Raw genomic sequence first — 23409 nt, 5'->3', positions numbered from 1 at the left:
AGATATGAGGTATCCGGATAAAAAAAGCCCCGGCATTTTTATGCGCCGGGGCTTTTTTTATGTGTACTTAATGCGCTCAGACGCAGTTAACGACGATATTACTTGCAGCATCAGGCTTACTCATGTCTGCCACACCTTTGCCATTCTGCACGGTACAGGTTTGCCCTGTCGGTTGGGTTGCCACTGTCACCTCATAAGGCATGCCATTGAGCAGGCTCCAGCCAAAGCTATAAATCCCGATTGTACTGATGGCCAGGTTATCCGCTGTGGATTTTGCTGTCGTCGTATTCGACAGCGTCAGCGTCTTGCCAGCAGTCAGACCATTCACTGTCACCTTGACCGGTACCGCAGGCACGCAGGAAACCGCGACGTTGTTAATCGCATTCGGATACTTGTTATCCGCCACGCCCGTACCATTCGCGACCGTACAATACTGCGCCGCCGGCGGTATTGCCACAGTCACATTGTAGCGATACCCGCTGACCACATAATTGGTCAGCTGGAATGAACCGTTAGCAGACAGGGCCATCGTCTTGTCTGTACCAACGTTGGTTGCAGGGTTCACCGTATTGTTGTTGAGGGTTATGGAGCCGCCATCAGCCAGGCCGGACAAGGTTCCGGAAACCGGTACATTCGGCACACAAGTCACCACGATGTTATTTAACGCGCCTTCGCCCGTCATTTTCCCAGTACCATTCGCTACCGTGCAATTCACCAGATTTGGCTGTGTGTAGACAACAATAGAATAATTCGCATTGCTTGCCACATTGAATGAAAAAGAACCATCTGCTGTCAGCGTCCGGAAAAAATTCTGTTCATTCATCAGCGTCAGCGAATTCGAGCCCGTTGTTCCCAAGCCCGTGACGGTACCACCGACGGACGTGTAGACGAAGCCACCGCACCCGGCCAGGATCACTCCAAGGCCACCAAAAATTGCCGCAAGTTTCGATTTATTCAAGATGTTTGTCCAAATTTAAAGTTTCGAGTCAAAAGCCAGGCTCTTTTGTGCAGAGCGATAATATAATGCGCCCACTATTATACGAGCTGTCGCGTTTTGAGTTGAGAATTCTGCAATCTGATTACATTCCGATACTTCCATTCTGCGGATGGCAGCACAGTCTGACCATCATGAGGTCGATTGAAATTTGTTAGCATAGCAAGTCCTTTCAACTTTACTCCGCACAGCAACCATTACTTTTTTATATTCCAGCATGTCACCAGACGAATATTGCCAACAAAAAGCTGCAGAAAGCGGCTCCAGTTTCTACTACAGCTTCCTGTTTCTGCCGGCAGATAGACGTCGCGCCATCACTGCGCTCTACGCTTTTTGCCGCGAAGTGGATGATGTCGTCGATGAAAGTACGGATGATATGGTCGCCCGCAGCAAATTGACGTGGTGGCGCAAAGAAATACAGGCCATGCTGGCGAATGTGCCGACTCACCCAGTAACCAGGGCATTATTGCCCCATATGGCGACTTACCAGCTGGATGGCGCACATCTGATGGCCATTATCGATGGCATGGAAATGGATCTGAATCAGACCCGTTATCTCGACTTCTCAGCCTTGCAAAAATATTGCTGGCATGTTGCCGGCGTGGTCGGCATTTTATCTGCCAGCATTTTCGGCATTAGCAATCCACAAACCAAAGTCTTCGCAGAGAAACTCGGTCTTGCATTTCAGATGACCAATATCATTCGTGATGTCGGTGAAGATGCGCGCAAGGGCAGAATTTATCTTCCGGTCAATGAACTGCAACAGTTTAAGGTGACCGCAGCCGATATACTGAATGCCAGACATAGTCAGGAGTTTGAGGCGCTGATGCAGTTTCAGTACGAACGGGCGCAGAAACTCTATGATGAGGCACTGGTATTACTGCCGCCAGAAGACCGCCGCGCGCAGCGTACCGGCTTGATTATGGCGGCGATCTACAGAACGCTGCTATCAGAAATTCAGCGTGACGGCTTTCACGTACTGAATCAGCGCATTTCATTGACACCAATACGCAAACTCTGGCTCGCCTGGAAAACCTATATCCGTGGCTGAAATGGCGAAGCGTGTTAAAAAAATTGCGGTGATCGGCGGCGGCTGGGCAGGCTGTGCGGCAGCTGTCACATTGACGCAGAACGGACATCAGGTCAGCCTGTTTGAGTCGGCCAAAACACTCGGTGGCCGCGCGCGCGGGGTCGAGATTAATGGACTCACTATCGATAATGGCCAGCATATTCTGCTGGGAGCCTATCAGCAGAGTCTGAAATTAATGAAAACCGTCGGTGTTGACCTGAACGCTGCATTTTTACGCTTGCCGCTGCAAATGATTTATCCGGAGCACGACAATGGTATGCACTTCGTCGCGCCACGCCTGCCTGCGCCATTGCACCTGCTGATGGCGCTCTGGAGAGCAACCGGCTTGCGTCGCGAAGACAAACTCGCACTCGCTCGATTTTCATCAACAACCCGATGGATGGGATGGCAGCTCAATACTGATTGTACCGTCACAGAATTGCTGCAACGCTTTGACCAGACCGACAGGCTGTGCCGTCTGATGTGGAATCCGCTGTGCATCGCCGCATTAAACACACCTGCGGAGCGGGCCTCTGCGCAGGTATTTCTGAATGTTTTAAGGGACAGTCTCGGCGCCAGCCGCGCCGCATCCGACATGTTGCTGCCAAGACTGAATCTCTCTGCACTGTTTCCCCAAAAAGCAGCAGAATTTATACAAAGTCACGGCGCTGAGGTGGCATGCTCCAGTGCAATCAAGACAATCAGAAAAGACGATGCATCCCGATGGATCATGGAATCCGCTCAACAGCAAGAACAGACATTCGACGGCGTCATCATTGCCACTGATGCCACTAATGCGCAACGCTTGCTGAGCAACACGGGTTTGACATTGCCGTCGCTGACATACGAGGCCATCACGAGCTGCTATTTACAATATGCAGCGGGAACACGCCTGCCGCGCCCGATGTATGCACTATCAGACAATCCGCAGCAACAGCGCTGGGGACAATATGTATTTGACCGGGGACAGTTGCATGACGATCAAAGCGGCTTATTTGCCATCGTGATCAGCGCTCCGGAAAATCACCAGCAAGATCACCTGTCGCTCGCCAATTCAATCGCCAGCCAATTGGCTGACAGTTTCAGGCGCACCGAACTGGCAAGCCCGCAATGGCATCAGATCATCACCGAAAAAAGAGCGACCTTCAGTTGCACTCCGGCGCTACAACGCCCGCCAAACAGCACGGGCATACCCGGGCTGACATTGGCCGGCGACTATACACAGGGTGATTATCCGGCGACCCTGGAAGGTGCGATCAGAAGCGGCATTCATGCTGCGACTGAGGTGATCAGCAGCCTGCACGATTAAGTTAAACCATCAGCCATTCAATCAAACCGCATCGTCAATATCACGAATGCGGCTCATTGCCTCATCAATCCTATCGACTGCAATGATGGTAAGACCCTCAATTTTTTGCTTGGGCGCATTCGCTTTAGGAATCATCGCAATCGTAAATCCCAGCTTGGCAGCTTCCTTCAGGCGCTCCTGCCCTCTCGGTGCCGGCCGTATCTCACCAGCCAGACCGACCTCGCCAAACACAACCAGACTACGCGGCAAAGGCTTATTTCGCATCGACGAATTAATCGCCAGCAAGACAGCCAGATCAGCTGCTGGTTCGGCAATTTTGACACCACCGACTGCGTTAATAAACACATCCTGATCAAACGCTGCAACACCGGCATGCCGGTGCAACACTGCCAGCAGCATCGCCAGACGATTTTGCTCCAGACCGACAGATAAACGCTTCGCATTCGGTGCGAAGGAGCTGTCAACGAGCGCCTGTATTTCCACCAGTAACGGCCTGGTTCCCTCTTGCGTCACCATGACGCAGGAACCAGCCACCTGTGACTCGTGCTGCGAAAGAAATAATGCCGATGGATTGGATACACCTTTTAAGCCACGCTCCGTCATCGCGAACACACCCAGTTCATTCACTGCGCCAAAGCGGTTTTTAATCGCCCGAACCAGACGAAAACTGGAATGCGTATCCCCTTCAAAATACAGAACCGTATCGACAATGTGTTCCAACACGCGAGGTCCAGCCAGAGCCCCCTCTTTCGTCACATGACCTACCAGAATCATGGTGATATTCATTGTTTTTGCGACGCGCGTCAGTTGCGCTGCACATTCACGTACCTGGGCCACGGATCCCGGTGCTGAGCTCAGTGCATCCGAATAAATCGTCTGAATCGAATCGATCACCACCACTTCAGGCTTATGGTCTGAGAGTGTGTTCAGAATTTTTTCCAGCTGAATTTCTGCCTGCAGAGCCAGCCCTTGCGTATCGAGCGCCAGCCGGTTTGCCCGCAAAGCGATCTGTGCACCTGACTCTTCACCACTGACATATAACACTTTTTTTGTCTTGGTCAGGTTCGACAAGGCTTGCAACAACAATGTGGATTTTCCGATTCCAGGATCGCCGCCGATCAGAACGACACCCCCCGGTACCAGGCCTCCACCGAGGACACGGTCAAACTCATCGATCCCCGTACCAAAACGTGGTACATCCGACGCTTCGATATCCGACAGATTCAGTACCGGGGCCGTTTGCGCAAGGCTTTGATGCTTCCCGGAAAAACGATTACCTGACGCTTCCATGATCGTTTCCACCAAGGTATTCCATTGCCCGCACGAAGGGCACTGTCCCGCCCATTTATTGACGATGCCGCCACATTCGGTACAGGTGTAATTAGTTTTTGCCTTAGCCATAACTTTTCATAGAAAACGAAATAAACACTGATATTTTACTCAGTAATTTCTGATATACATGCTCTAATTCAGCGATCGGGCAAGATTTTCATGGTATAAAGCTGACCGATAACACTTTGTAACAGGCAAACGACAAGCATGAGACGTGGTTTCTATACAATTATGGCGGCACAGTTTTTTTCATCGCTGGCCGACAACGCGCTACTTATTGCCGCCATGGCTTTATTAGTATCCATGCAATCTCCTGGCTGGATGCCGCCTTTACTGAAATTTTTCTTTGCTGTTTCCTACGTGTTACTCGCAGCCTTTGTCGGAGCTTTCGCGGATGCTCTTCCGAAAGGTAAGGTCATGTTCATTACGAATATGATTAAAGTCGTCGGTTGCGCTTTAATGTTTTTTCATGTGCATCCGCTGATTGCGTACGCACTGGTCGGATTTGGCGCCGCCGCATATTCACCGGCGAAGTATGGCATCCTCACCGAATTACTCCCCCCCGAAAAGCTGGTTGCAGCCAATGGCTGGATCGAAGGCTTAACAGTCACTTCCATCATTCTCGGCACCGTACTTGGTGGTGCACTGGTCACTCCGCATATCTCTGCGGCCTTGCTGAGTTTTGATTTCCCTGTTATCGATTTCCCGATTAACACCCCTGCCGAAGCGGCACTCTGCGTCATCACCTTCTTCTATGGCCTCGCGGCATTGTTCAATTTACGCATCCCCGATACGGGCGCACGTTACGCCCAGCAAAAACCTCATCCGGTGCAGCTGGTGTGCGACTTTTCCCATTGTTTTGTCACTTTGTGGAAAGATAAACTGGGACAAATTTCGCTGGCGGTCACAACCTTATTCTGGGGAGCAGGAGCGACGCTGCAATTCATCGTTTTAAAGTGGGCTGAAGAGTCTTTGCAAATGCCGTTGAATAAAGCAGCGGTACTGCAAGGCGTTGTCGCAATCGGCATTGCAATCGGCGCTGTCGCCGCCGCAAAGTTTGTTCCACTCAAAAAATCACTGGCTGTCATGCCTATGGGCATCGCCATGGGATTGGTGGTCACAACGATGATCTTCGTTCACAGCGTCTGGCTTGCCTATCCTTTACTGGTTCTGGTCGGTGCGCTGGCTGGTTTCTTTGTAGTACCGATGAACGCTTTGTTACAGCATCGTGGCCATGTGCTGATGAGTGCGGGACACTCAATTGCGGTACAGAATTTCAATGAAAACCTGTCCGTCTTAATCATGCTGGGCTTGTATGCACTGATGATCTTTCTGGATTTGAATATTCAGGCTGTCATTGTGATATTCGGCGTATTTGTGGCGAGTACGATGTTCATCGTTATGAAAAAACATGATGCCAACCAACGTCAGTTTGATTCACTGGCATTGATAGGCGAACACAAACACTAGGCGTGTCATCTGCTGGTACGCGCCCGATCCCACCAGTCATCAGGAATCAGCATACCGCGGCGGACTTCTCGGGCCATACCATCCCGGATGACGGTGATTGCGAGCAGCAGCGGCGCTGTCGATATCGAAAAATGTGATTTGATCTGCGCAAGCAATTCCTGCTTCCCGAAAACAGCGTCAACTGCCATTTGTACCGGTGCCAGCCAGGCAAGACGCTGCAAAATAACACCTTCACACTCTTGCATGTCCTGCACATCACACAAGGTCCAGATATGACCCCGGCAATGGTGTTCAGACACACCATCAACCGCAGGACCTGACCGGCCAGCTTCCGTATCGCGATAAAACAGCCATCCTTTCACCAGCGCTTGCGAACGCAACAACGGCAACGGTAAAAATTTTTTTGCCGCAGGATGCATGCCGAGACGTAATTGCTGCTGCACTATTTTCTTCATCTTCGCCCCCAGGGTATCTGCCAGATTCGGGCCGAGATAACTGAACAAGTCAGGTGCGCCGCTTTGTCCGGATACAGCACCGGAAAAAAAAAAATAAAATTTTGTCGCCAGCTCCCAATGCACGAGACCCTCGCCTTCCCTGACCAGAAAGTCAAACTCGCCGACGGTATGCGCCTGCTCATCATTCACTTGCAGACCATGTGCAAAAAGCTTCCCCGTCTCAGCTAGAAAAAAAGCAAATAAAATCTCCGCGTACAAACCCAGTCGTTTGGTCGGCGCATGATGCAAGGCCTGATGCAAAGGTCCGGGGTAAAGATCGAGATGACTCAGCCAGGGGTCCAATAGTTGCGGGGATGGCAGCACAGGCGCAACAATCGCACCTCGCCAGACAGGCGACTGCTGGTCGAGTAAGTCGGGAGAGCTTAACAGCCATGCAAGTGCGCGGACATGCGCATCCTTTAAATGACCCCACCGCTGATGAAACTGCGCCTGATAGTCTGGATAGTCTTGCATCAGGCACTGCCTGGCAAAGCTTTGCGGGCAAGGCACAAATCACGCCAAGCCTTACTTTTTTCTACGGGCTTACGCAATAAATAAGCCGGATGATAGGTTACAACCATAGGCACACCATTCAGATGATGTTCTTTGTCGCGCAATTGTGAGACCGGCGTCTCGGGATCGACTCCCAATAGGGCGACTGCTGCAGTTTTACCCAGGGCGACAATCACTTTCGGCTGTATTAAGGCAATCTGGCGCCGCAGATAAGGCAGACAAGCCTGTATTTCTGCGGGAGTGGGCGGCCGGTCTTTGCCATTACTATCTGTAGGACGACATTTAACCACATTAGCAATATACGCACGATCGCCACGCCGGATACCGAGCGCATGCAGCATGTTATCGAGCAACTGCCCGGCTGCGCCGACAAAAGGTTCGCCCTGTATGTTTTCGTTATAGCCCGGACCTTCGCCGACAAACAACCATGTCGCTGCGGTGTCTCCGGCACCAAAAACTGTTTTTGCCCTGCCTTTACACAAACCACAAGCCACACAAGATGCGACTTCGGCCTGCAATGTCTCCCAGGACATTCCAGATACGCTCTCCACGGGCTCAGATACCACGGTCACTGGAGCAGGAGGCACGTCCACCAACGACACAGGAGCAGCAATACCAGCATCCGCCAAAACAACAGCCGGAGGAGTATCAGCAAATGCAGGAGTTACAACTACTGGAGCGGTCTCATCAGACGCATAACGGGAGAGCCACATGGGACCCAAACCCATCGCGTGCAGAATTTTGATACGGGTTGCTTGTTCAGCCGCGTCCATCAACACATCCTCCGCATTACTATTGCATCTTCACGGGTATTTACATCGACAGGATAGTAGGCTTTTCTCCTGCCGATTTCTTCAAATCCAGCGGCGAGATAAACCTCAATAGCACGATAATTGCTCCGCCGGACTTCCAATAAAACCGATGCAAAGCCTTGTTCTTTGGCGTAAATATCCAAGTATTTCAGCATGGCACGGGCATATCCCTGCCCCTGATTTTCCTTGCGGACCGCGAAATTCAACAGATGCAATTCATCCACGACGGGCATCACAAAAAAGTAAGCAAGAATTTCACCGGAATAATCGCGGATGCCAAACGCCTGATAACCGCTTAAAAACGAATCTGTAAAATTTCCCCTGGTCCAGGGGTGTGAGTACACCGTTTCTTCTATCGTCAGTATCTGATCAATGTCTGCAAAACCCAGCTTGACAAAGTTATGCATGTTTTTTCTCTGTACGAAAAAGCCGCATATTATTTCTGCCCCTGTACCAGATTGCGCTCAACAGTAGTCAGGGCAATCTTATTTCTCAGATAGAGCGGTTGCGCCAGTTCGGCTGGAACGTCCTGTTTATTTACCAACGCCTGACTGCCCAGCTCGGCAACCTGTCTGGCATGCGGCATCAGAGAAATCGATGGATACTGACTAAACCGGGATGGCAAAATGACGCCAGTCCCCAGCACAAAACATGGAATACCTTGGTCTGCGCGCGGCAGAATATCATCGATCTTCGCCAAAACGGGCGGACTGAGTTCTTCGCAGACGCCTTCGACGAAACGGTACTGTGCCCAATAGACCTCACTCATACGTGCGTCAAGAACGCAAATCAGATTATCGGCCTTGGCCTCGGTCAACGCCGCCAGTGCCATTGCACGCAAGCTGACAACCGGCACGACATTTAATTCAGCGCCATAAGCCAGTCCCTGAACAATGCCGCACGCAGTCCGGATACCTGTAAATGCGCCCGGGCCGCAACCGAACGCCAGAGCATCACACTCAGACAGCGCAATGCCAGCTTCTGAGAGTAAAGACTGCAGCGCGGGCAAAATACCCTGAGAATGGGTTTGCACGCCGGATAACTCGCGGGAATGCATTTGTCCATCAACAAGCAAAGCTGCTGATGCGAGTTCGGTAGATGTTTCTATTGCTAAAATCGTTGTCATAGCCGTATTTTACCGTGATCACTTCCGGTCCATACTGGATTTCTATCGACATTGAATCGGTTAAAATGACAGAATGAACACACTTATTCAAACCAATGATCTGAAACAGTTGAAAACTCAACTGAACACTAAACACTGGCTGGTGGCCTGCCTTTGCGCTGCCTGGTGCGATACCTGCAATATCTATCGCAAAGCATTCGAAGAACTAATCGCCCGTCACCCCGATAAATGCTTTGCCTGGATAGACATAGAAGATCAGGCCCATCTGGTCGAAGATATAGAAATTGAAAATTTCCCTACCATTCTGATTCAGTATGACGACGAAGTCGCATTTCTTGGAACGATGCTACCCGATGCCTCACAGCTTCACCGGCTCATTACGTCGCTTGAAGAGAGCATGCAATCCGGACCAATCAAACGCAACTCACTCAATCAGGAAGCGCCTGAACACTGGAGCCTTCGCCAGTTAATACTGTCAGACTGATACGAATACTTGCTCATCATATGCTCACATCCGCGTGAGCACATCTTCCATTGCTGCAAAATAGAAAAAAGGGACTAGATTTGCATCTAGTCCCTTGAATCTGGTGCGGCTGGCAGGAATCGAACCCACGACCCCTTGGTTCGTAGCCAAGTACTCTATCCAGCTGAGCTACAGCCGCGAAGAAAAAGATTATAGCACAAAGAAAACCAATATTTAAAGCCCCGGGGACTACTTTTATCCTTCTCGATTCAGCAACCGTCCAGGTTACCCACAAAACACCGCGCGAGCCAGAAAACAGAAAACCGGCGGATGCAAGAAGCGCGGAAAAGAAAAAAGGGACTAGATTTGCATCTAGTCCCTTGAATCTGGTGCGGCTGGCAGGAATCGAACCCACGACCCCTTGGTTCGTAGCCAAGTACTCTATCCAGCTGAGCTACAGCCGCGAAAAACAAAATTATAGCATAGGACTTTTGATTTTATAAGCCCTCCCGCCATTATTTTAGATTTCGACCTGAGCGCCGACCTCAATCACGCGATTGCTCGGGATGTGATAGTAGTCTGCTGCATCACGCGCATTGCGGGACATCGCGACAAAAATGCCCTCGCGCCACCTTGCCATACCACCGCCCGGCGTGGAAATAATCGTTTGGCGGGAAATAAAATAAGAGGTTTCCATAGGCTCAAAAACCAAACCATGAGAAGCGCACAAAGCAAGCGCAGCAGGAATATCCGGTTCATTTTTAAATCCGTAGAACAGATCGATCTGGTAACACGAGTTACCAAGATCGGAAATTTTAATACGATCAGAAAATGGCACCCACGGAATCTCCCTGTTATGCAGCGTCAGGAAAACCACCCGTTCATGCAATATCTTGTTGTGCGACAGGTTATGCAAAAGCGCATGCGGCACACCATCTGCTTCACCGCGTAAGAATACCGCCGTACCATAGACCCGGGTCGGTGCAGAGACGAACAGAGAGGCAAGGAAATCCTCCAGTGGAATTGCATGTTTTTTGAGATTTTCAAACACCAGCTCACGACCACGTTTCCAGGTCAGCATCAGGGTGAAAATAATCAAACCCAGGACAATAGGGAAGTATCCGCCGTGGAAGAATTTCAGTGCATTCGCGGAAAACAAGGAAACATCAATCGCCAGGAAGAAAAATGTCGCAGCAACACACAGCAAGAGATTGTATTTCCAGCCAAAGCGGATCACAAAAAATGTCAGCAATGACGTCACAAGCATCGTCCCGGTATTGGCTATACCGTAAGCAGAAGCAAGATTCGTCGAAGAACCAAAGCCAATCACGGCGCCAACAACAACGAATAACTGCATCCAGTTCGCAACGGGAATATATATCTGACCGATTTCCTTTGCCGACGTATGCACAATCTTCATACGAGGTAAAAAGCCAAGTGAGATCGCCTGTTTGGTCATTGAGAATGTGCCGGAGATCGTCGATTGAGAGGCAATCACCGCAGCGACCGTCGACAAAACCACCAGAGGATAAATACTCCATGCCCCCAGCTGATTATAAAAAGGATTAGTGACCGCAGCCGGATTCAGCATCAGCAGCGCACCTTGTCCGAGGTAATTCAATGCCAGCGCAGGAAACACGATAAAAAACCAGGCGGCACGAATCGGCTTGGCACCAAAATGTCCCATGTCCGCATATAAAGCTTCGGAACCGGTAAACGCCAGCACCACGGCACCCAGGGCAAAAAATGCGCCCCAGTGATGATCGATCACGAAGTTCAACGCATATAAGGGATTAAATGCAGCAAGAATTCCTGGAACGCGGATGATGTTATACAAGCCCATCAATGCCAGAACCGAAAACCACAGCAACATCACCGGGCCGAACATTTTTCCTATCCCTGCTGTACCTTTACGCTGAACCGCGTATAAACAGATCAGAACAATCAGCGTAATAGGAACGACAACCGGTTTAAAACTTGGAGTGGCAACTTCTATCCCTTCCATCGCCGACAATACCGACATCGCCGGGGTAATCACACCGTCACCGTAAAACAGTGACGCGCCAAACAAGCCGAGCACGGTCAGAGGGAAGTAAAGTTTAGAATTTTTACTGACCGATTCGAGTGACAACGCCGTCAGGGCCATAATCCCGCCCTCTCCACGGTTATCTGCACGCAGCACAAGTGTCACGTACTTGAGGGAGACGATGATGATCAATCCCCACAAAATCATAGAGACGATACCAAAGATATTGGCCTGCGTTAACTGCAATCCATGAGCTGGCGCAAACACTTCCTTCATCGTATACAGAGGACTGGTCCCGATATCGCCATAAACTATGCCGACTGCCGCTAAGGTCAATCCTGCCAGGCTGCTTTTCGTTTGATGATTATCCAATTGCGTACCTTGTAATTATTGGTGCGTTGCACAATAGGCCATTCCAGAGGCAAACTCAATAGTCCAAAACAAAAAAAGAGTATATTAAGTGAATACGCAACAGTCGGCGCATAAATAGTCAATGTCTTCAGAGACTACATGCTACCGGCAAAAGAAGATCAGACGCGACACGCGCCAACTCACGCCGGCTGAAATGAAAACAAAAGCAAGCTGTTTCCATCAAAATTCAAACCAGATCAGCAACGATATCAGACCCGGCCCATTAAAACACGTCGCTAATATAGCAGCATGGGGCCGCTGACATCCCCGGCAGGCCGATGCAGATGCACAACATTTCATTGATCCAGTCGCGCCACATCTGTCAGCATGATATTTAATCTAATTTAACCTGCTCCACCGCTTCTGTTCTGACTTCATTAAATCGTTCCAGAGCGGCAATCAGCTCATCAATCGCCTCACTTCCGAATGCCTGCTCAATATATTGATACTGGACATCAATCAGGGGAGCTATTTTCAGCATAAGAGCATCCCCCTGCTCTGACAAACCTATTAATACGCGGCGTTGATCTCCTTTTACATCGCAACGGCGGATCAGATCCAGCTCTTCCATGCGCTTGAGCACGCCGGTCATGCTAGGACTGGAGATCTGGCATAAATCACATAATTCACGTGGTTCAAGCTGTCCGCGCTCATCAAGCACGCGAAAAATCCGCCACTGCTGATCCGTCAGACCAAATCGACTCAATATAGGACGAAAGTGACTCATCAGATTTGCGCGAGCCTTCAAAAAAAGTTGCGGCAGATTCCGGTAGGCAATCCTGTGGTTCATATTGACTCCATTCAAATTCATTATTTTTAATAATTTAAAGCCATTGTACAGATTGACTTACTAATATATTAGTGTTTTAATTCACTAACATATTAGTATTTTTACGGGCTACCGGTGAAACATTCAACACATTGGGAAAAATCATGATAGTCAGGGACCGTCCGTCCGGCTTTCGGTTATTTCTCATGTTGCGTGGTTCGGTATTGCCAAGAATACTGCCAGCCCTGACCATCAACATACTGATTGCAACCCTGGTCACGCTTTCGCATGGCGACTTGTTCAAACTCAAGATCACGCTGACGACCATCCCGTTCACCCTGATCGGCTTGCCCCTCTCCATTTTTCTCGGGTTCCGGAACAACACTGCGTATGACCGCTTTTGGGAAGCGCGCAAACTGTGGGGAGAGTTGTTGATCAAAAGCCGCAACCTGTCGCGTCAATGCCAGAGCCTGATCGCTTATCCGGTCACGGCACTCGCGTCCAATGGGCTGAACGATATCCGGGTTCGCATGATTTACCGGGCAATCGCTTTTTCCTATGCGCTGAAAAACTTACTGCGCGATTTACCGGGCGAAGATATGCCGCAATGGCTGACTCCCGAAGAAGTTCGCTTGCTGCAGACATCTCAAAACAAACCTGATTTTCTGATCAATCGTATGGCGCTGGACTTGCAGCAAAGTATGAATGAAAAGCGTATCGATCCGTGCCTCGCGGCAAACATCGATACCACTCTGTCTGCCTTTACCTCCGCTGCTGCCGCGTGCGAGCGTATTAAAAATACGCCCATCCCCTTTTCTTACTCATTACTGCTGCACCGGACAGCCTATATCTATTGCTTTCTGCTGCCTTTCGGACTGGTGGATTCCATCGGCTTTATGACACCTTTTGTGGTGGCAATCGTTGCCTACACCTTCTTCGGTTTAGATGCGCTTGGCGACGAAATCGAAGAGCCCTTTGGTCTGGATGCCAACGACCTGCCTTTGGATGCAATCTGTCGTGCGATAGAAATTGACTTGTTGGAGGCGATACAACACCAACCACTCCCCGCCCCGATGCTACCGGTCAGCTACCGGCTGACGTAGGGCATAAAACAGATACAGATTCAAGTAACACCGGCAACAACAACCTGATCGGAGAATCAGGACATCAAAAATATAAAGTAACTCCCCCATCTACTTTTCAGAGACAAAGGAACATGAAAATGCATGAAGCCCAACAACAACGGATACGTCTTCCAGAATTAAGAAACCGCATCACAACGGCTGAACATGCAGCCTCCTGGATAGAAGATGGAATGACAGTGGGCATGAGCGGTTTCACACGGGCGGGCGACGCAAAAGTAGTTCCCCTTGCTATTGCTGAACGGGCGAAATCTGAACAACTGAAGATCACCCTGATGACTGGTGCGTCATTGGGTAGCGATGTAGATAAAACCCTGACAGAAGCGGGCGCCATGACACGCCGAATGCCATTTCAGGCAGATCCGACATTACGCTCAGCCATTAATCGCGGCGAGATCATGTATGTCGATCAGCATTTATCCGAAACCGTCGAGCAGTTACGCACACGCCAGATCAACGCGATTGATGTCGCCATCATTGAAGCAATCGCCATCACCGAAACCGGTGCAATTATTCCGACCACCTCCGTCGGTAACAGTGCGAGTTTTGCGATTCTGGCAGATCAGGTCATCGTCGAGATCAATCTCACTCAATCAATGGATCTCGAAGGTCTGCACGATATTTTCATTCCTAAGCACAGACCGCAACGGGAACCGATTCCTATCATGTCAGCCAGTGACCGTGTCGGTACCACCGCCATCATGATCCCGCCAGAAAAAATTGTGGCAATAGTCATTACCGAAAAAGCCGACAGCGCCTCGACCATTTTGCCGCCAGACGAAGAAACAGCGCAGATCGCCGCCCATCTTGTTGAATTTTTCAAACAAGAAGTCAAAGATGGCAGACTGACCAATAGCCTGATGCCCATGCAGGCTGGCATCGGGACGATAGCGAATGCTGTGATGACGGGCTTCATCGACAGCCCATTTGAACATTTGCAAATGTATTCGGAAGTGTTGCAGGATTCTACATTCGATCTTTTTGATGCCGGAAAACTGGACTTTGCATCAGGCTCATCGATCACATTGTCGGCACAGAAAAGTCAGGAAGTATTTGCCAATATCGGCAAATACAAAGATCGCCTCGTGCTCCGTCCGCAAGAGGTCAGCAATCATCCCGAAGTCATTCGCCGTCTCGGTATCATCGCTATCAACACCGCTCTTGAAGCTGACATTTACGGCAATGTGAACTCCACACATGTACTCGGCACACACATGATGAACGGTATCGGCGGCTCGGGTGATTTTGCCCGTAATGCCTACCTGTCAGTCTTTGCGACCAAAGCAATTGCCAAGAACGGCAAAATATCTAGCATCGTTCCTATGGTTACACACGTGGACCACAATGAACATGACGTCGATATTATCGTGACCGATGTCGGCCTCGCCGATCTGCGCGGATTAGCACCTCGCGAGCGCGCACAGAAAATCATTCAGAACTGTGTAGCTGAACCCTATAAACAAATGCTGCTGGATTATCTGGCGGAGGCAGAACTGCGCGGTGGGCAGACACCACATGTGCTGGAAAAAGCATTTTCCTGGCACACACGTTACCGTGAAACGGGCAGTATGCTGGAACAGGAAGTGGCGTTGAAAGCCGTCGCCTGAGCTGATAATTAGCAGAGATAAGCGAGACGTGCAGGCAACAAAATACCCCTGCCTGCACGTTATCCAAAGCATGACCAACGCGTGCTCTAAGGATGCACCTGCACGAAAAGTCCTTACACGGTACTCCAGCCACTGCATCGCCCATCCTCCCTTGTAACACCCACCCTGCTTCTCGCGATATGTATATGCCTATCCGGTCAGCAGCTGCAACTGCACTGACGCTGACGCCGCATGCACACAGTCGGCCTTGAGCACGCCCTCCCACCCTCAATGAATAAGCGCCCTGCAGACCAAAAAGCTGCCACGAGGCTTATTTTTAGCGGGTACCACAACTGTTAACTGATGCGACGATGTCAAAGCGTATCTGCAGAAACACTTGCTCTGCGCTTGCGGCAGATATGCTCTTGCAACATATGGGTAGACGATGCAGACCCGGTTATTCCCCCATATGTGCTCAATCATGGCAAAATCTGTCTGTGATGCAATATTTTCATCTTCCATGTCAACTTCAAAAATACTACTGATTGATGATCACAGCTTGTTTCGGACCGGGCTGCGAGTCCTGATTTGCAACGGTTCACAGGATATCGGCGTAGTCGAGGCGGCATCCCTGGAAGAAGCCATGCGGATTGCGCCGGCCGAACTTCATTTGATTTTGCTCGATATCAAATTACAGGGGCTTAACGGACTCGAAGGCATCGCTTTGCTCAAGAGGAGATGGCCACGGGCACCTGTCATTGTTCTGTCAGCCGACGATGCGCCTGATACTGCACAGCGGGCGCGTGAGCGCGGAGCGCACAGTTTCATCTCAAAAAGTGAGGTGGCAGAGAATATTTTTGCTGAAATCCGCCGGGTGCTGCGCACCGCAGAAGAAGATGTGGCAACACTGGTACACACGCAGGAAAAGGTCAGAACAAACTACACAAAGCCGCTGCTGACCCCGCGTCAATACGAAGTGCTTGATCTGGTCTGCCAGGGCTTATCGAACAAAATGATCGCCCGCCGACTTGATCTCTCCGAAAATACGGTGCGCTGCCACGTACAGGTGGTACTGACGACACTGCAAGTATCAAATCGCTCTGAAGCCGCGTTCGCCGCGCGCCGCAAAGGTCTGGTGAACTGAGTGGTAAAAATGTACGGCGTTGTCGAGGACAATATTCAGCGCGAGCTGCAATTATTACTCATGAAAAATCTCGGCAGCTCTGCCGTGCCGGGAGTACTGGTCGCGTTGATTCTGTATCTGACACTGAAAAATCCCGGTAACGAGACTGGTCTGGCAATATGGCTGATCGCCGTCAGTTCATCGAAACTGTTTGATGTCTACGACGCGAAACGCATCATCCGTCGCGGTATATCCCTTGAGCAGACGGCTGCATTAAAAATACGGCTGATACTTCTGCACGCGATTGATGGCGCGGTATGGGGCTCTCTCGCGTGGCTGAGTCTGCCTGCTTCCACCAGCGCCGGCAGCGTGCTGATATTAGCCGTACTGGCAGGTATTGCCGCCAACTCGATGTCGATCTTGTCACCCGTATTACCGGTATTTGCGGCGTTCGTCGTATGTGAGCTGGGTTCGATTGTCTACACGGTTATTTCGCTCAACGATCCGGCTTATTGGGCGATAGGTGCAGCGGTGGCACTGTATGTCGTGACATTACTGGGACAGGCATATAACTCTTCGCGCACAGTCAGAAACTCCATTCAACTCCGCTTCGATAATCTGGATCTGATTCGCCAGCTGAGTACGGCATCGGAAAAAGCCGCAAAGGCACTCGCATCAGCAGAGCGGGCGAACGCTGAGAAATCACGCTTCCTCACGGCAGCCAGCCATGATCTCCGGCAACCTATCCACGCTCAGGGTCTGTTTCTTGAGGTATTGCAGACAACGGATTTATCCCGGCATCAGCGCGAGCTGGTCCACAGCATCAGCCTTGCGACCACCGCTACGACCGAAATGCTGAACACCCTGCTCGACTACTCACGTATTGAGGCCGGTGTGATTGAAGCACAACCCAAAGCGTTCCGATTACAGAGTCTGCTCAGCAAAATAGAAAACGAGCTGGCACCACTGGCAAACAATAAAGGCCTGCTCTACCGAAGCCCCGAAACTCATTATGTCGTTTATTCCGATCCTGCATTAGTTGAACTGATTCTGAGAAATCTGGTATCGAATGCAATCCGCTATACGCATCATGGCGGTGTGGTGATCCTGTGCAGAAAACGCCAGTCCAGACTGAGCCTGGAAATCTGGGACAGTGGCATCGGTATCCCATCTTCGCAATTTGAAAATATTTTCAGTGAATTTCAACAACTCGGAAATAGCGAGCGCGACCGGCAAAAAGGGCTGGGACTTGGACTGGCAATTGTCAGAAAGATGGTGAATTTACTGGGACTGGAGTTGCAACTCGCCTCTCGCCCGGGACGAGGCAGTGTATTCAAATTAAGTCTGCCTCTCACACAAATTGCTGTTCTGGCAGATGACATCAGCACAGTGGCACAAAAAATACAGCTATTGCATGCACATATTTTAGTCATTGATGATGATGCGATAGTACGTCAGGCAATGGCTCAACTGCTGACTGAATGGGGATGCGACTGCGATCTTGCCGAGTCTGAAGAAGAAAGTCTGGCACTGGCGTGTCAGCGCCAGCCTGACCTGATTATCAGCGATTACCGTCTGCGCGATCATTGTAAGGGAACGGATGTGATTCGGGCGATACGCAATGCCTGCAACGCTGAGATACCCGCTATTCTGGTGACAGGAGATACAGCACCGGTACGTTTGCGCGAAGCGGCGGCAAGCGGCCTGCCACTGATGCACAAGCCGGTATCACCCACCCTGCTCTATGCGGAACTCTCCGCATCACTGGAGCGTAGTAAGCAGGTGACTATCATACGGCATGGATAGCCCCTGCTATTTCGTCAAGCTTTAAGAACGGACACAGGTAATAACCAGATTATTCGTACCAAACTGAAAACCACTCACTGCAAATCCGAATGCTTCGACCGCATAGGCACCCGGTGTACTCGGTGAAGGATCGGTTGCCCAAATGTTTGCCGGTGTCGATGGCCATCCATGCGTACCCTTCACACCGAAGGTGTCAATCGAGATCAGCTCTGCGACTTGCGGCATACGCCAGCCCGTCAGATTGCCAGTTGTCAGTCCGGCACAAAACGCGTTACCGTCAGTCCAGGTATAAGTTTTAGAATAATCCGGCGGCGTCCAGACCACTCCGTTTCTCGCAAAAACGTTACTGCTGATCTGAGTCACATGTCCGACAAAAGCAGTGACCATGAAGGTATTATTGCCAACATATTGCAGCAACACGGAATCTCCCTGAGCACCGGATAAGCCACCACCGTTGACTGCTCCGGTTCCAGCCATATTCTGTATAACACTCTGATCAGCATTTGGTATCAGCGCCCAAGCACTCATGCCTATCACCTGCACCTGGTCACCGATAGCCGGTGAGGCCGGCAAAATAATCGCTACCCCTGTACTACTATTACTTGCGATGTATCCGGAGTTTGTTACCGCCTGCACCGTCGCATCTGTCGAGGTCACCCAGCTCAGACGCCCGGAAGGACCCGCCGGCCCCGTGGGACCCGTTGGCCCGGTTGGACCTGTTGGCCCTGTCGGCCCGATTGGACCTGTGGGTCCAGTTGGCCCCGTGGGTCCCATCGGTCCGGTGGCACCATTACATACATAGGTCGTCGAAGTCACCTCACCAGCGGCGAGAATGCCATCCCGGTTCAGATCCAGACCAAATGTAATTTTACTGCCGCCATTGGTGCAATTAGCACCGGCAGGTTCAGTCACCGTTGTTACAAGAGTCGCTAAACCATCATTGCCAGTCGCTCCGGTTGGCCCCGTGGCCCCGGTAGCTCCCGTGGCCCCTGTTGCACCGTTACATACGTAAGCAGTTGTGGTGACTTCTGATGGCTGCAAAATACCATCGTTGTTTGTGTCAAGACCAGACTGTATCTGATTACCATTCGCAGGGCAGATGTTGACAGCAACACCGGCAACAATTTTGACCAATGTTGTTAATCCATTCGTCCCGTTAGTACCGTTTTTACCGTTAGTACCATCGCTACCGGCAAGTCCATGACAAATATACGAAACTGAAGTCACTTCTGCGCTGTCCAGAATTCCATTGCCATTGGTATCCGCTCCGGAACTGATTCTGGAACCACCACCGGGGCAATTATTCCCGGCTGGCTCAGCCGTAGTAGCAATCAAGGCGTTAAAACCGTTGAGCCCGTTCTTGCCATTGGTACCGTTAGTCCCGTTAGTACCATTGGTTCCATTCGTACCATTGGCGCCATTGCAGACAAATTGGGTATTACTCACCTCACTCTGATCAAGAATACCGTTGCCATTTGTATCAATGCCTGACTGTACGGTAATACCACCATTCGGACAGGCAGTAACAGGAACGCTGTTTATCGTCGCATATGCAACGCTGTTTCTGGCGATGATCTGAGGCGTTGCCGGCGTCAACGATGACGTATCGGTAGCGACACTACTGCTACTTCCACCACCACAGCCACTGAGCACCACGGCAGCAACCACAACGGCAAAAAAACTTTTATTAACACGGATATAAGGTCGGTTTATCAAATGAATTCTCCCTGTGCACTTTGAATGCCCGCCAATGATGCGATAGCAACTGCCGGGGAGTTTCTCTGAACCAGATTGCAATCAGGCACTTCTCTGCTCTACAACATGACGAACGATAAATAGCAAGATGATAATGCTCAAAATAAGTGAAACATATAGTCTGATTGGACTATGAATATGCCCGAGCGAAGAATACGGACACCTGACAGACAGATCAAACTCCCGTGCATTACCTGTGAGCCGCGTTAAGCAGCAATCAAGCGGTAAGCAACATCAACTAACGGCCAAACAGTAAATTCACTTCAGGCGGCGATAGCAGAAACACAGAAAACAATGTCTGCATCTCTACTTGCATCCTAACGCACACCTAAATAGCGCCGCTCCTGTACACTTCCGGCTTTAATGTTAAATAGTCTCTGGTATGCGTGGGAAATGGTCTTCACTGAAAACGAGCCTCGCCTGGCTCAGGACTTTTTTACCTTCCGGCATGAGCATCAGTCATCTCGAGCGTCTGCGCACCTGCGCCGGAATGCTGGCGGGATTATTGCTGACAGGGCTGACAACCCAATTCATGCTCGGCTCAGTTTTCCACGTTCCGATGTTACTGGCACCCATCGGGGCCTCCGCAGTATTGTTATTCGGCGTTCCTTCCAGCCCGCTGGCACAACCATGGCCTGTTGTCGGCGGCAATGTGATCTCAGCGCTGGTCGGTGTCACCTGCGCACATTTTCTCGGCGTTTCCATGGAAACGGCAGCAATTGCCACCAGTCTCGCGGTCGGAGCCATGTTTCTCTCCCGCTGCCTGCATCCGCCCGGTGGCGCCGTCGCACTGACAGCCGTAATGGGCGGCCCCGTTATCCTCAGGCTGGGATATGAATTCGTTATTTTTCCAGTGATGCTCAATTCCGTGCTGCTGATGCTGTTTGCACTCGCATATAACAATGCAACAGGCCGGCGCTATCCACATACATCCCAGCCGGATCACAGCAATACCCATGGCACAGCAGATACACGTCCGATTGATCGTCTAGGCTTTGCCCCGCGGGATCTTGATGAAGTATTGCGGCAATACAATCAGGTATTGGATGTCAGTCGAGATGATCTGGAGTCATTATTCCTCCAAACTGAGATGCACGCCTATCGCCGGCGTTTCGGTGAAATTACCTGCAGCGACGTGATGTCCAGGGACGTGATTACAGCAGAGTTCGGTACCACACTGGAAGAAGCGTGGACATTATTACGCCAGCACAGAATCAAAGCATTGCCAGTCACCGACCGCGCCCGCCGCGTAATTGGCATTGTGACTCTGGTGGACTTTATGAAAAATGCCAATCTGGATGTCTATGAAACGTTCGAAGAAAAGCTGCGCCAACTGATACGCCGCACCCGTGACCTGCATTCCAGCAAACCCGAAGTCATAGGACAAATCATGACGCAGCCGGTTAAAACCGCCCGTCACGATATGCATATCGTAGAACTGGTACCTTTATTGTCCGACAAAGGCTTGCATCATATCCCCATCGTGGATGACGAGCGACGCCTGATCGGCATGTTGACGCAATCAGATCTGATTGCCGCACTGTATCGCGGCAAACTGGCAGATACAGAAATAAAAACAGCGGGCTAAGTACCTGCATTCAATGACGCAGAAAATCCAGGTCCCGGAAGGAAATGACATTCAAGCTCACTTACTGAGCATGCCAGAAAAAGAAAAAGCCCTTGAAATTCAAGGGCTTTTTCAGTGTTACTGGCGGAGACGGTGTCCGCTTATCTAGCGTCCAACAAAGTTCATTAAAGTAAATAATTTCTTTTAATATCAAAGACTTAAATAATAACAATATCCAAAGATGGCTTGCAAAGCTTTAGAAAATCCAATATTCTATGTGGGACAAGATGTTGGACAAAAAAGGATAACTGCAATGCCCAAGAAAGCTAAAGAACTGTCAGCCTTGGCTGTATCGAAGTTAAAGACCGAAGGCCGTTACGCTGTTGGTGGCGTAGATGGTTTGCACCTTCGTATCGCAGGAGCTTCACGCGCCTGGGTCTTACGCTTGTCGGTGGGAACATACATCCAAGTTAAGGGCAAGGCTACCATTCGACGGCGCGACATAGGTTTAGGCAGTTATCCTGAAGTCTCATTGGCAGACGCTCGCGAGAAGGCAAGAGATCTGCGCAAAAAAGTTCGCGACGGAATCGACCCTCTCGAAGAACGGAACGAGGCGAAGCGACTAGCCAAGCAAGAAGCAGCGAAGACAAAGACCTTCGAAGAATGCGCCAATGCTTACATTGAGGCAAACCGTTCAGGCTGGAAGAACGAAAAGCATGTTCAGCAATGGCAAAATACGCTTGCAACCTATGCCTTCCCCAAAATAGGACAGGTTCCCGTCGATGCTATCGACACCAACTTAATTTTAGACGTATTGAAGCAGGAAACTGGCGAAAACAAGGCACAACTGTGGCACGCTAAGACCGAAACCGCAAGTCGCCTTCGTGGTCGCCTTGAGTCCATCTTGGATTGGGCCATATTTCGAGGTTATCGATTAGGCGAAAATCCAGCACGCTGGAAAGGTCACCTTGAACATGATTTGCCAGCTCGCAGCAAAATTCAGAAGGTCAAACATCACGCTGCATTACCGTACACAAAGCTTTGTGAATTAATGCCAGAATTAAGTAAAAGAAAAGGTTATTCAGCACGAGCACTGGAATTTTCCATTCTGACCGCTGCTCGGTCAGGAGAAGTAAGGGGTGCAACTTGGGACGAACTCGACTTTTCAAGTCGTATATGGACGGTTCCCGCCGAACGAATGAAAGGAGGCAAGGAACATCGTGTGCCTCTTTCCAACGAAGCTATAAAGTTGCTGGAAGCCCTGCCCCGCATAGTCGGTAACGATTACCTTTTCCCATCATCGCTCGGTGGACAATTATCAGATTCATCTCTTACTGCCGTTCTGCACCGCATGGGATATAAACTGACGCAACATGGCTTCCGTTCAACGTTCCGCGACTGGGCTGGCGAAACAACGGGATACCCGCGCGAAGTCTGCGAACATGCATTAGCCCACAAACTAGCCGATGGCGTAGAAGCGGCTTATCAACGCGGCGACATGTTAGTGAAGCGCGCCGAGTTAATGGCCGATTGGGCACGGTACTGCAGCGTTTCCCCGGAGAATCCGAAAAAGCATAGCTTGGACATCGTATAAAGAACTGGTGAATGGCATTAAAGCTCTGATCTGTAAATGCACAGCACA

The 23409-nt window shown here is 50.4% G+C and carries 19 protein-coding genes and 2 tRNA genes; 10 read left to right on the top strand and 11 right to left on the bottom strand.

The window, feature by feature from the left end; all coding sequences use genetic code 11:
- Positions 1–76 precede the first annotated feature (76 nt).
- Positions 77–958, bottom strand: coding sequence for a hypothetical protein (locus ACOTSW_RS07245; RefSeq protein WP_423681888.1), 882 nt, complete (start codon positions 956–958; stop codon positions 77–79).
- Between the two features lie 253 nt (positions 959–1211).
- Between ACOTSW_RS07245 and hpnD the strand changes: the two genes are divergently transcribed.
- Both hpnD and hpnE read left to right on the top strand, forming a co-directional pair.
- A complete protein-coding gene (gene hpnD / locus ACOTSW_RS07240; protein WP_423681886.1) occupies positions 1212–2045 on the top strand; it encodes a presqualene diphosphate synthase HpnD in 834 nt (277 codons plus the stop codon).
- A gap of 1 nt (position 2046) precedes the next feature.
- On the top strand, positions 2047–3372 hold the full coding sequence (hpnE, locus tag ACOTSW_RS07235; RefSeq protein WP_423681885.1) for a hydroxysqualene dehydroxylase HpnE: 1326 nt from the start codon (positions 2047–2049) through the stop codon (positions 3370–3372).
- Between the two features lie 21 nt (positions 3373–3393).
- Here the strand turns inward: hpnE and radA are convergent, their stop codons facing one another.
- A complete protein-coding gene (gene radA / locus ACOTSW_RS07230) occupies positions 3394–4773 on the bottom strand; it encodes a DNA repair protein RadA (protein ID WP_423681884.1) in 1380 nt (459 codons plus the stop codon).
- Positions 4774–4911: 138 nt separating this feature from the next.
- Between radA and lplT the strand changes: the two genes are divergently transcribed.
- The gene (gene lplT, locus ACOTSW_RS07225) at positions 4912–6174 is read left to right on the top strand and encodes a lysophospholipid transporter LplT (RefSeq protein ID WP_423681883.1); all 1263 of its coding nucleotides are present in this window, start codon (positions 4912–4914) and stop codon (positions 6172–6174) included.
- 5 nt (positions 6175–6179) lie between these two features.
- On the opposite strand, the gene ACOTSW_RS07220 is transcribed toward lplT, so the two are convergent.
- Genes ACOTSW_RS07220 through tsaB form a run of 4 tightly spaced genes read right to left on the bottom strand, consistent with a single transcriptional unit; the run spans position 6180 to position 9119 of the window.
- A complete protein-coding gene (locus ACOTSW_RS07220) occupies positions 6180–7142 on the bottom strand; it encodes a DUF1853 family protein (RefSeq protein ID WP_423681882.1) in 963 nt (320 codons plus the stop codon).
- Positions 7142–7954 carry a uracil-DNA glycosylase gene (locus ACOTSW_RS07215; protein ID WP_423681881.1) on the bottom strand — a complete coding sequence of 271 codons (813 nt, stop codon included), beginning with the start codon at positions 7952–7954 and terminating at the stop codon, positions 7142–7144. The genes ACOTSW_RS07220 and ACOTSW_RS07215 overlap by 1 nt, the downstream gene beginning before the upstream one ends.
- Positions 7954–8400 (bottom strand): ribosomal protein S18-alanine N-acetyltransferase, encoded by a 447-nt coding sequence (rimI, locus tag ACOTSW_RS07210; protein ID WP_423681879.1) that lies wholly within the window; start codon positions 8398–8400, stop codon positions 7954–7956. Before rimI ends, ACOTSW_RS07215 begins: the two co-directional genes overlap by 1 nt.
- A 29-nt stretch (positions 8401–8429) precedes the next feature.
- Positions 8430–9119, bottom strand: coding sequence for a tRNA (adenosine(37)-N6)-threonylcarbamoyltransferase complex dimerization subunit type 1 TsaB (gene tsaB, locus ACOTSW_RS07205; protein ID WP_423681877.1), 690 nt, complete (start codon positions 9117–9119; stop codon positions 8430–8432).
- Positions 9120–9192: 73 nt separating this feature from the next.
- Here tsaB and ACOTSW_RS07200 point away from each other — a divergent pair, with 73 nt between their 5' ends.
- Positions 9193–9603 (top strand): thioredoxin family protein, encoded by a 411-nt coding sequence (locus ACOTSW_RS07200; protein ID WP_423681875.1) that lies wholly within the window; start codon positions 9193–9195, stop codon positions 9601–9603.
- 101 nt (positions 9604–9704) lie between these two features.
- Here the strand turns inward: ACOTSW_RS07200 and ACOTSW_RS07195 are convergent.
- From ACOTSW_RS07195 to hpaR, 4 genes are all read right to left on the bottom strand, one after another.
- Positions 9705–9781, bottom strand: a tRNA-Arg gene (locus ACOTSW_RS07195).
- Between the two features lie 188 nt (positions 9782–9969).
- Positions 9970–10046 (bottom strand) — tRNA-Arg (locus tag ACOTSW_RS07190).
- Positions 10047–10102: 56 nt separating this feature from the next.
- Positions 10103–11980 carry a potassium transporter Kup gene (locus tag ACOTSW_RS07185; RefSeq protein WP_423681873.1) on the bottom strand — a complete coding sequence of 626 codons (1878 nt, stop codon included), beginning with the start codon at positions 11978–11980 and terminating at the stop codon, positions 10103–10105.
- Positions 11981–12353: 373 nt separating this feature from the next.
- Positions 12354–12809, bottom strand: coding sequence for a homoprotocatechuate degradation operon regulator HpaR (gene hpaR / locus ACOTSW_RS07180; protein WP_423681871.1), 456 nt, complete (start codon positions 12807–12809; stop codon positions 12354–12356).
- A gap of 143 nt (positions 12810–12952) precedes the next feature.
- On the opposite strand from hpaR, the gene ACOTSW_RS07175 reads away from it, so the two are divergent.
- From ACOTSW_RS07175 to ACOTSW_RS07160, 4 genes are all read left to right on the top strand, one after another.
- Positions 12953–13891, top strand: coding sequence for a bestrophin family protein (locus tag ACOTSW_RS07175; RefSeq protein ID WP_423681870.1), 939 nt, complete (start codon positions 12953–12955; stop codon positions 13889–13891).
- Between the two features lie 119 nt (positions 13892–14010).
- Positions 14011–15537 (top strand): acetyl-CoA hydrolase/transferase family protein, encoded by a 1527-nt coding sequence (locus ACOTSW_RS07170; RefSeq protein WP_423681869.1) that lies wholly within the window; start codon positions 14011–14013, stop codon positions 15535–15537.
- Between the two features lie 499 nt (positions 15538–16036).
- A complete protein-coding gene (locus ACOTSW_RS07165; RefSeq protein ID WP_423681868.1) occupies positions 16037–16660 on the top strand; it encodes a response regulator in 624 nt (207 codons plus the stop codon).
- A 9-nt stretch (positions 16661–16669) separates the two neighbouring features.
- On the top strand, positions 16670–18445 hold the full coding sequence (locus tag ACOTSW_RS07160) for a hybrid sensor histidine kinase/response regulator (RefSeq protein WP_423681866.1): 1776 nt from the start codon (positions 16670–16672) through the stop codon (positions 18443–18445).
- Positions 18446–18466: 21 nt separating this feature from the next.
- Here the strand turns inward: ACOTSW_RS07160 and ACOTSW_RS07155 are convergent, their stop codons facing one another.
- Positions 18467–20161, bottom strand: coding sequence for a DUF7151 family protein (locus ACOTSW_RS07155; RefSeq protein ID WP_423681865.1), 1695 nt, complete (start codon positions 20159–20161; stop codon positions 18467–18469).
- Between the two features lie 487 nt (positions 20162–20648).
- Here ACOTSW_RS07155 and ACOTSW_RS07150 point away from each other — a divergent pair, with 487 nt between their 5' ends.
- Together ACOTSW_RS07150 and ACOTSW_RS07145 are read left to right on the top strand one after the other, a co-directional pair.
- Positions 20649–21788 (top strand): HPP family protein, encoded by a 1140-nt coding sequence (locus ACOTSW_RS07150; protein ID WP_423681864.1) that lies wholly within the window; start codon positions 20649–20651, stop codon positions 21786–21788.
- A gap of 292 nt (positions 21789–22080) precedes the next feature.
- A complete protein-coding gene (locus ACOTSW_RS07145; RefSeq protein WP_423681863.1) occupies positions 22081–23361 on the top strand; it encodes a tyrosine-type recombinase/integrase in 1281 nt (426 codons plus the stop codon).
- Positions 23362–23409: the final 48 nt, after the last annotated feature.

It is taken from the genome of Undibacterium sp. WLHG33 (assembly GCF_049544815.1).
Taxonomy (GTDB): Bacteria; Pseudomonadota; Gammaproteobacteria; order Burkholderiales; family Burkholderiaceae_D; genus Undibacterium.
The sequence above is the reverse complement of the archived record's forward strand: the minus strand, read 5'-3'. Positions and strand labels throughout refer to the sequence as shown.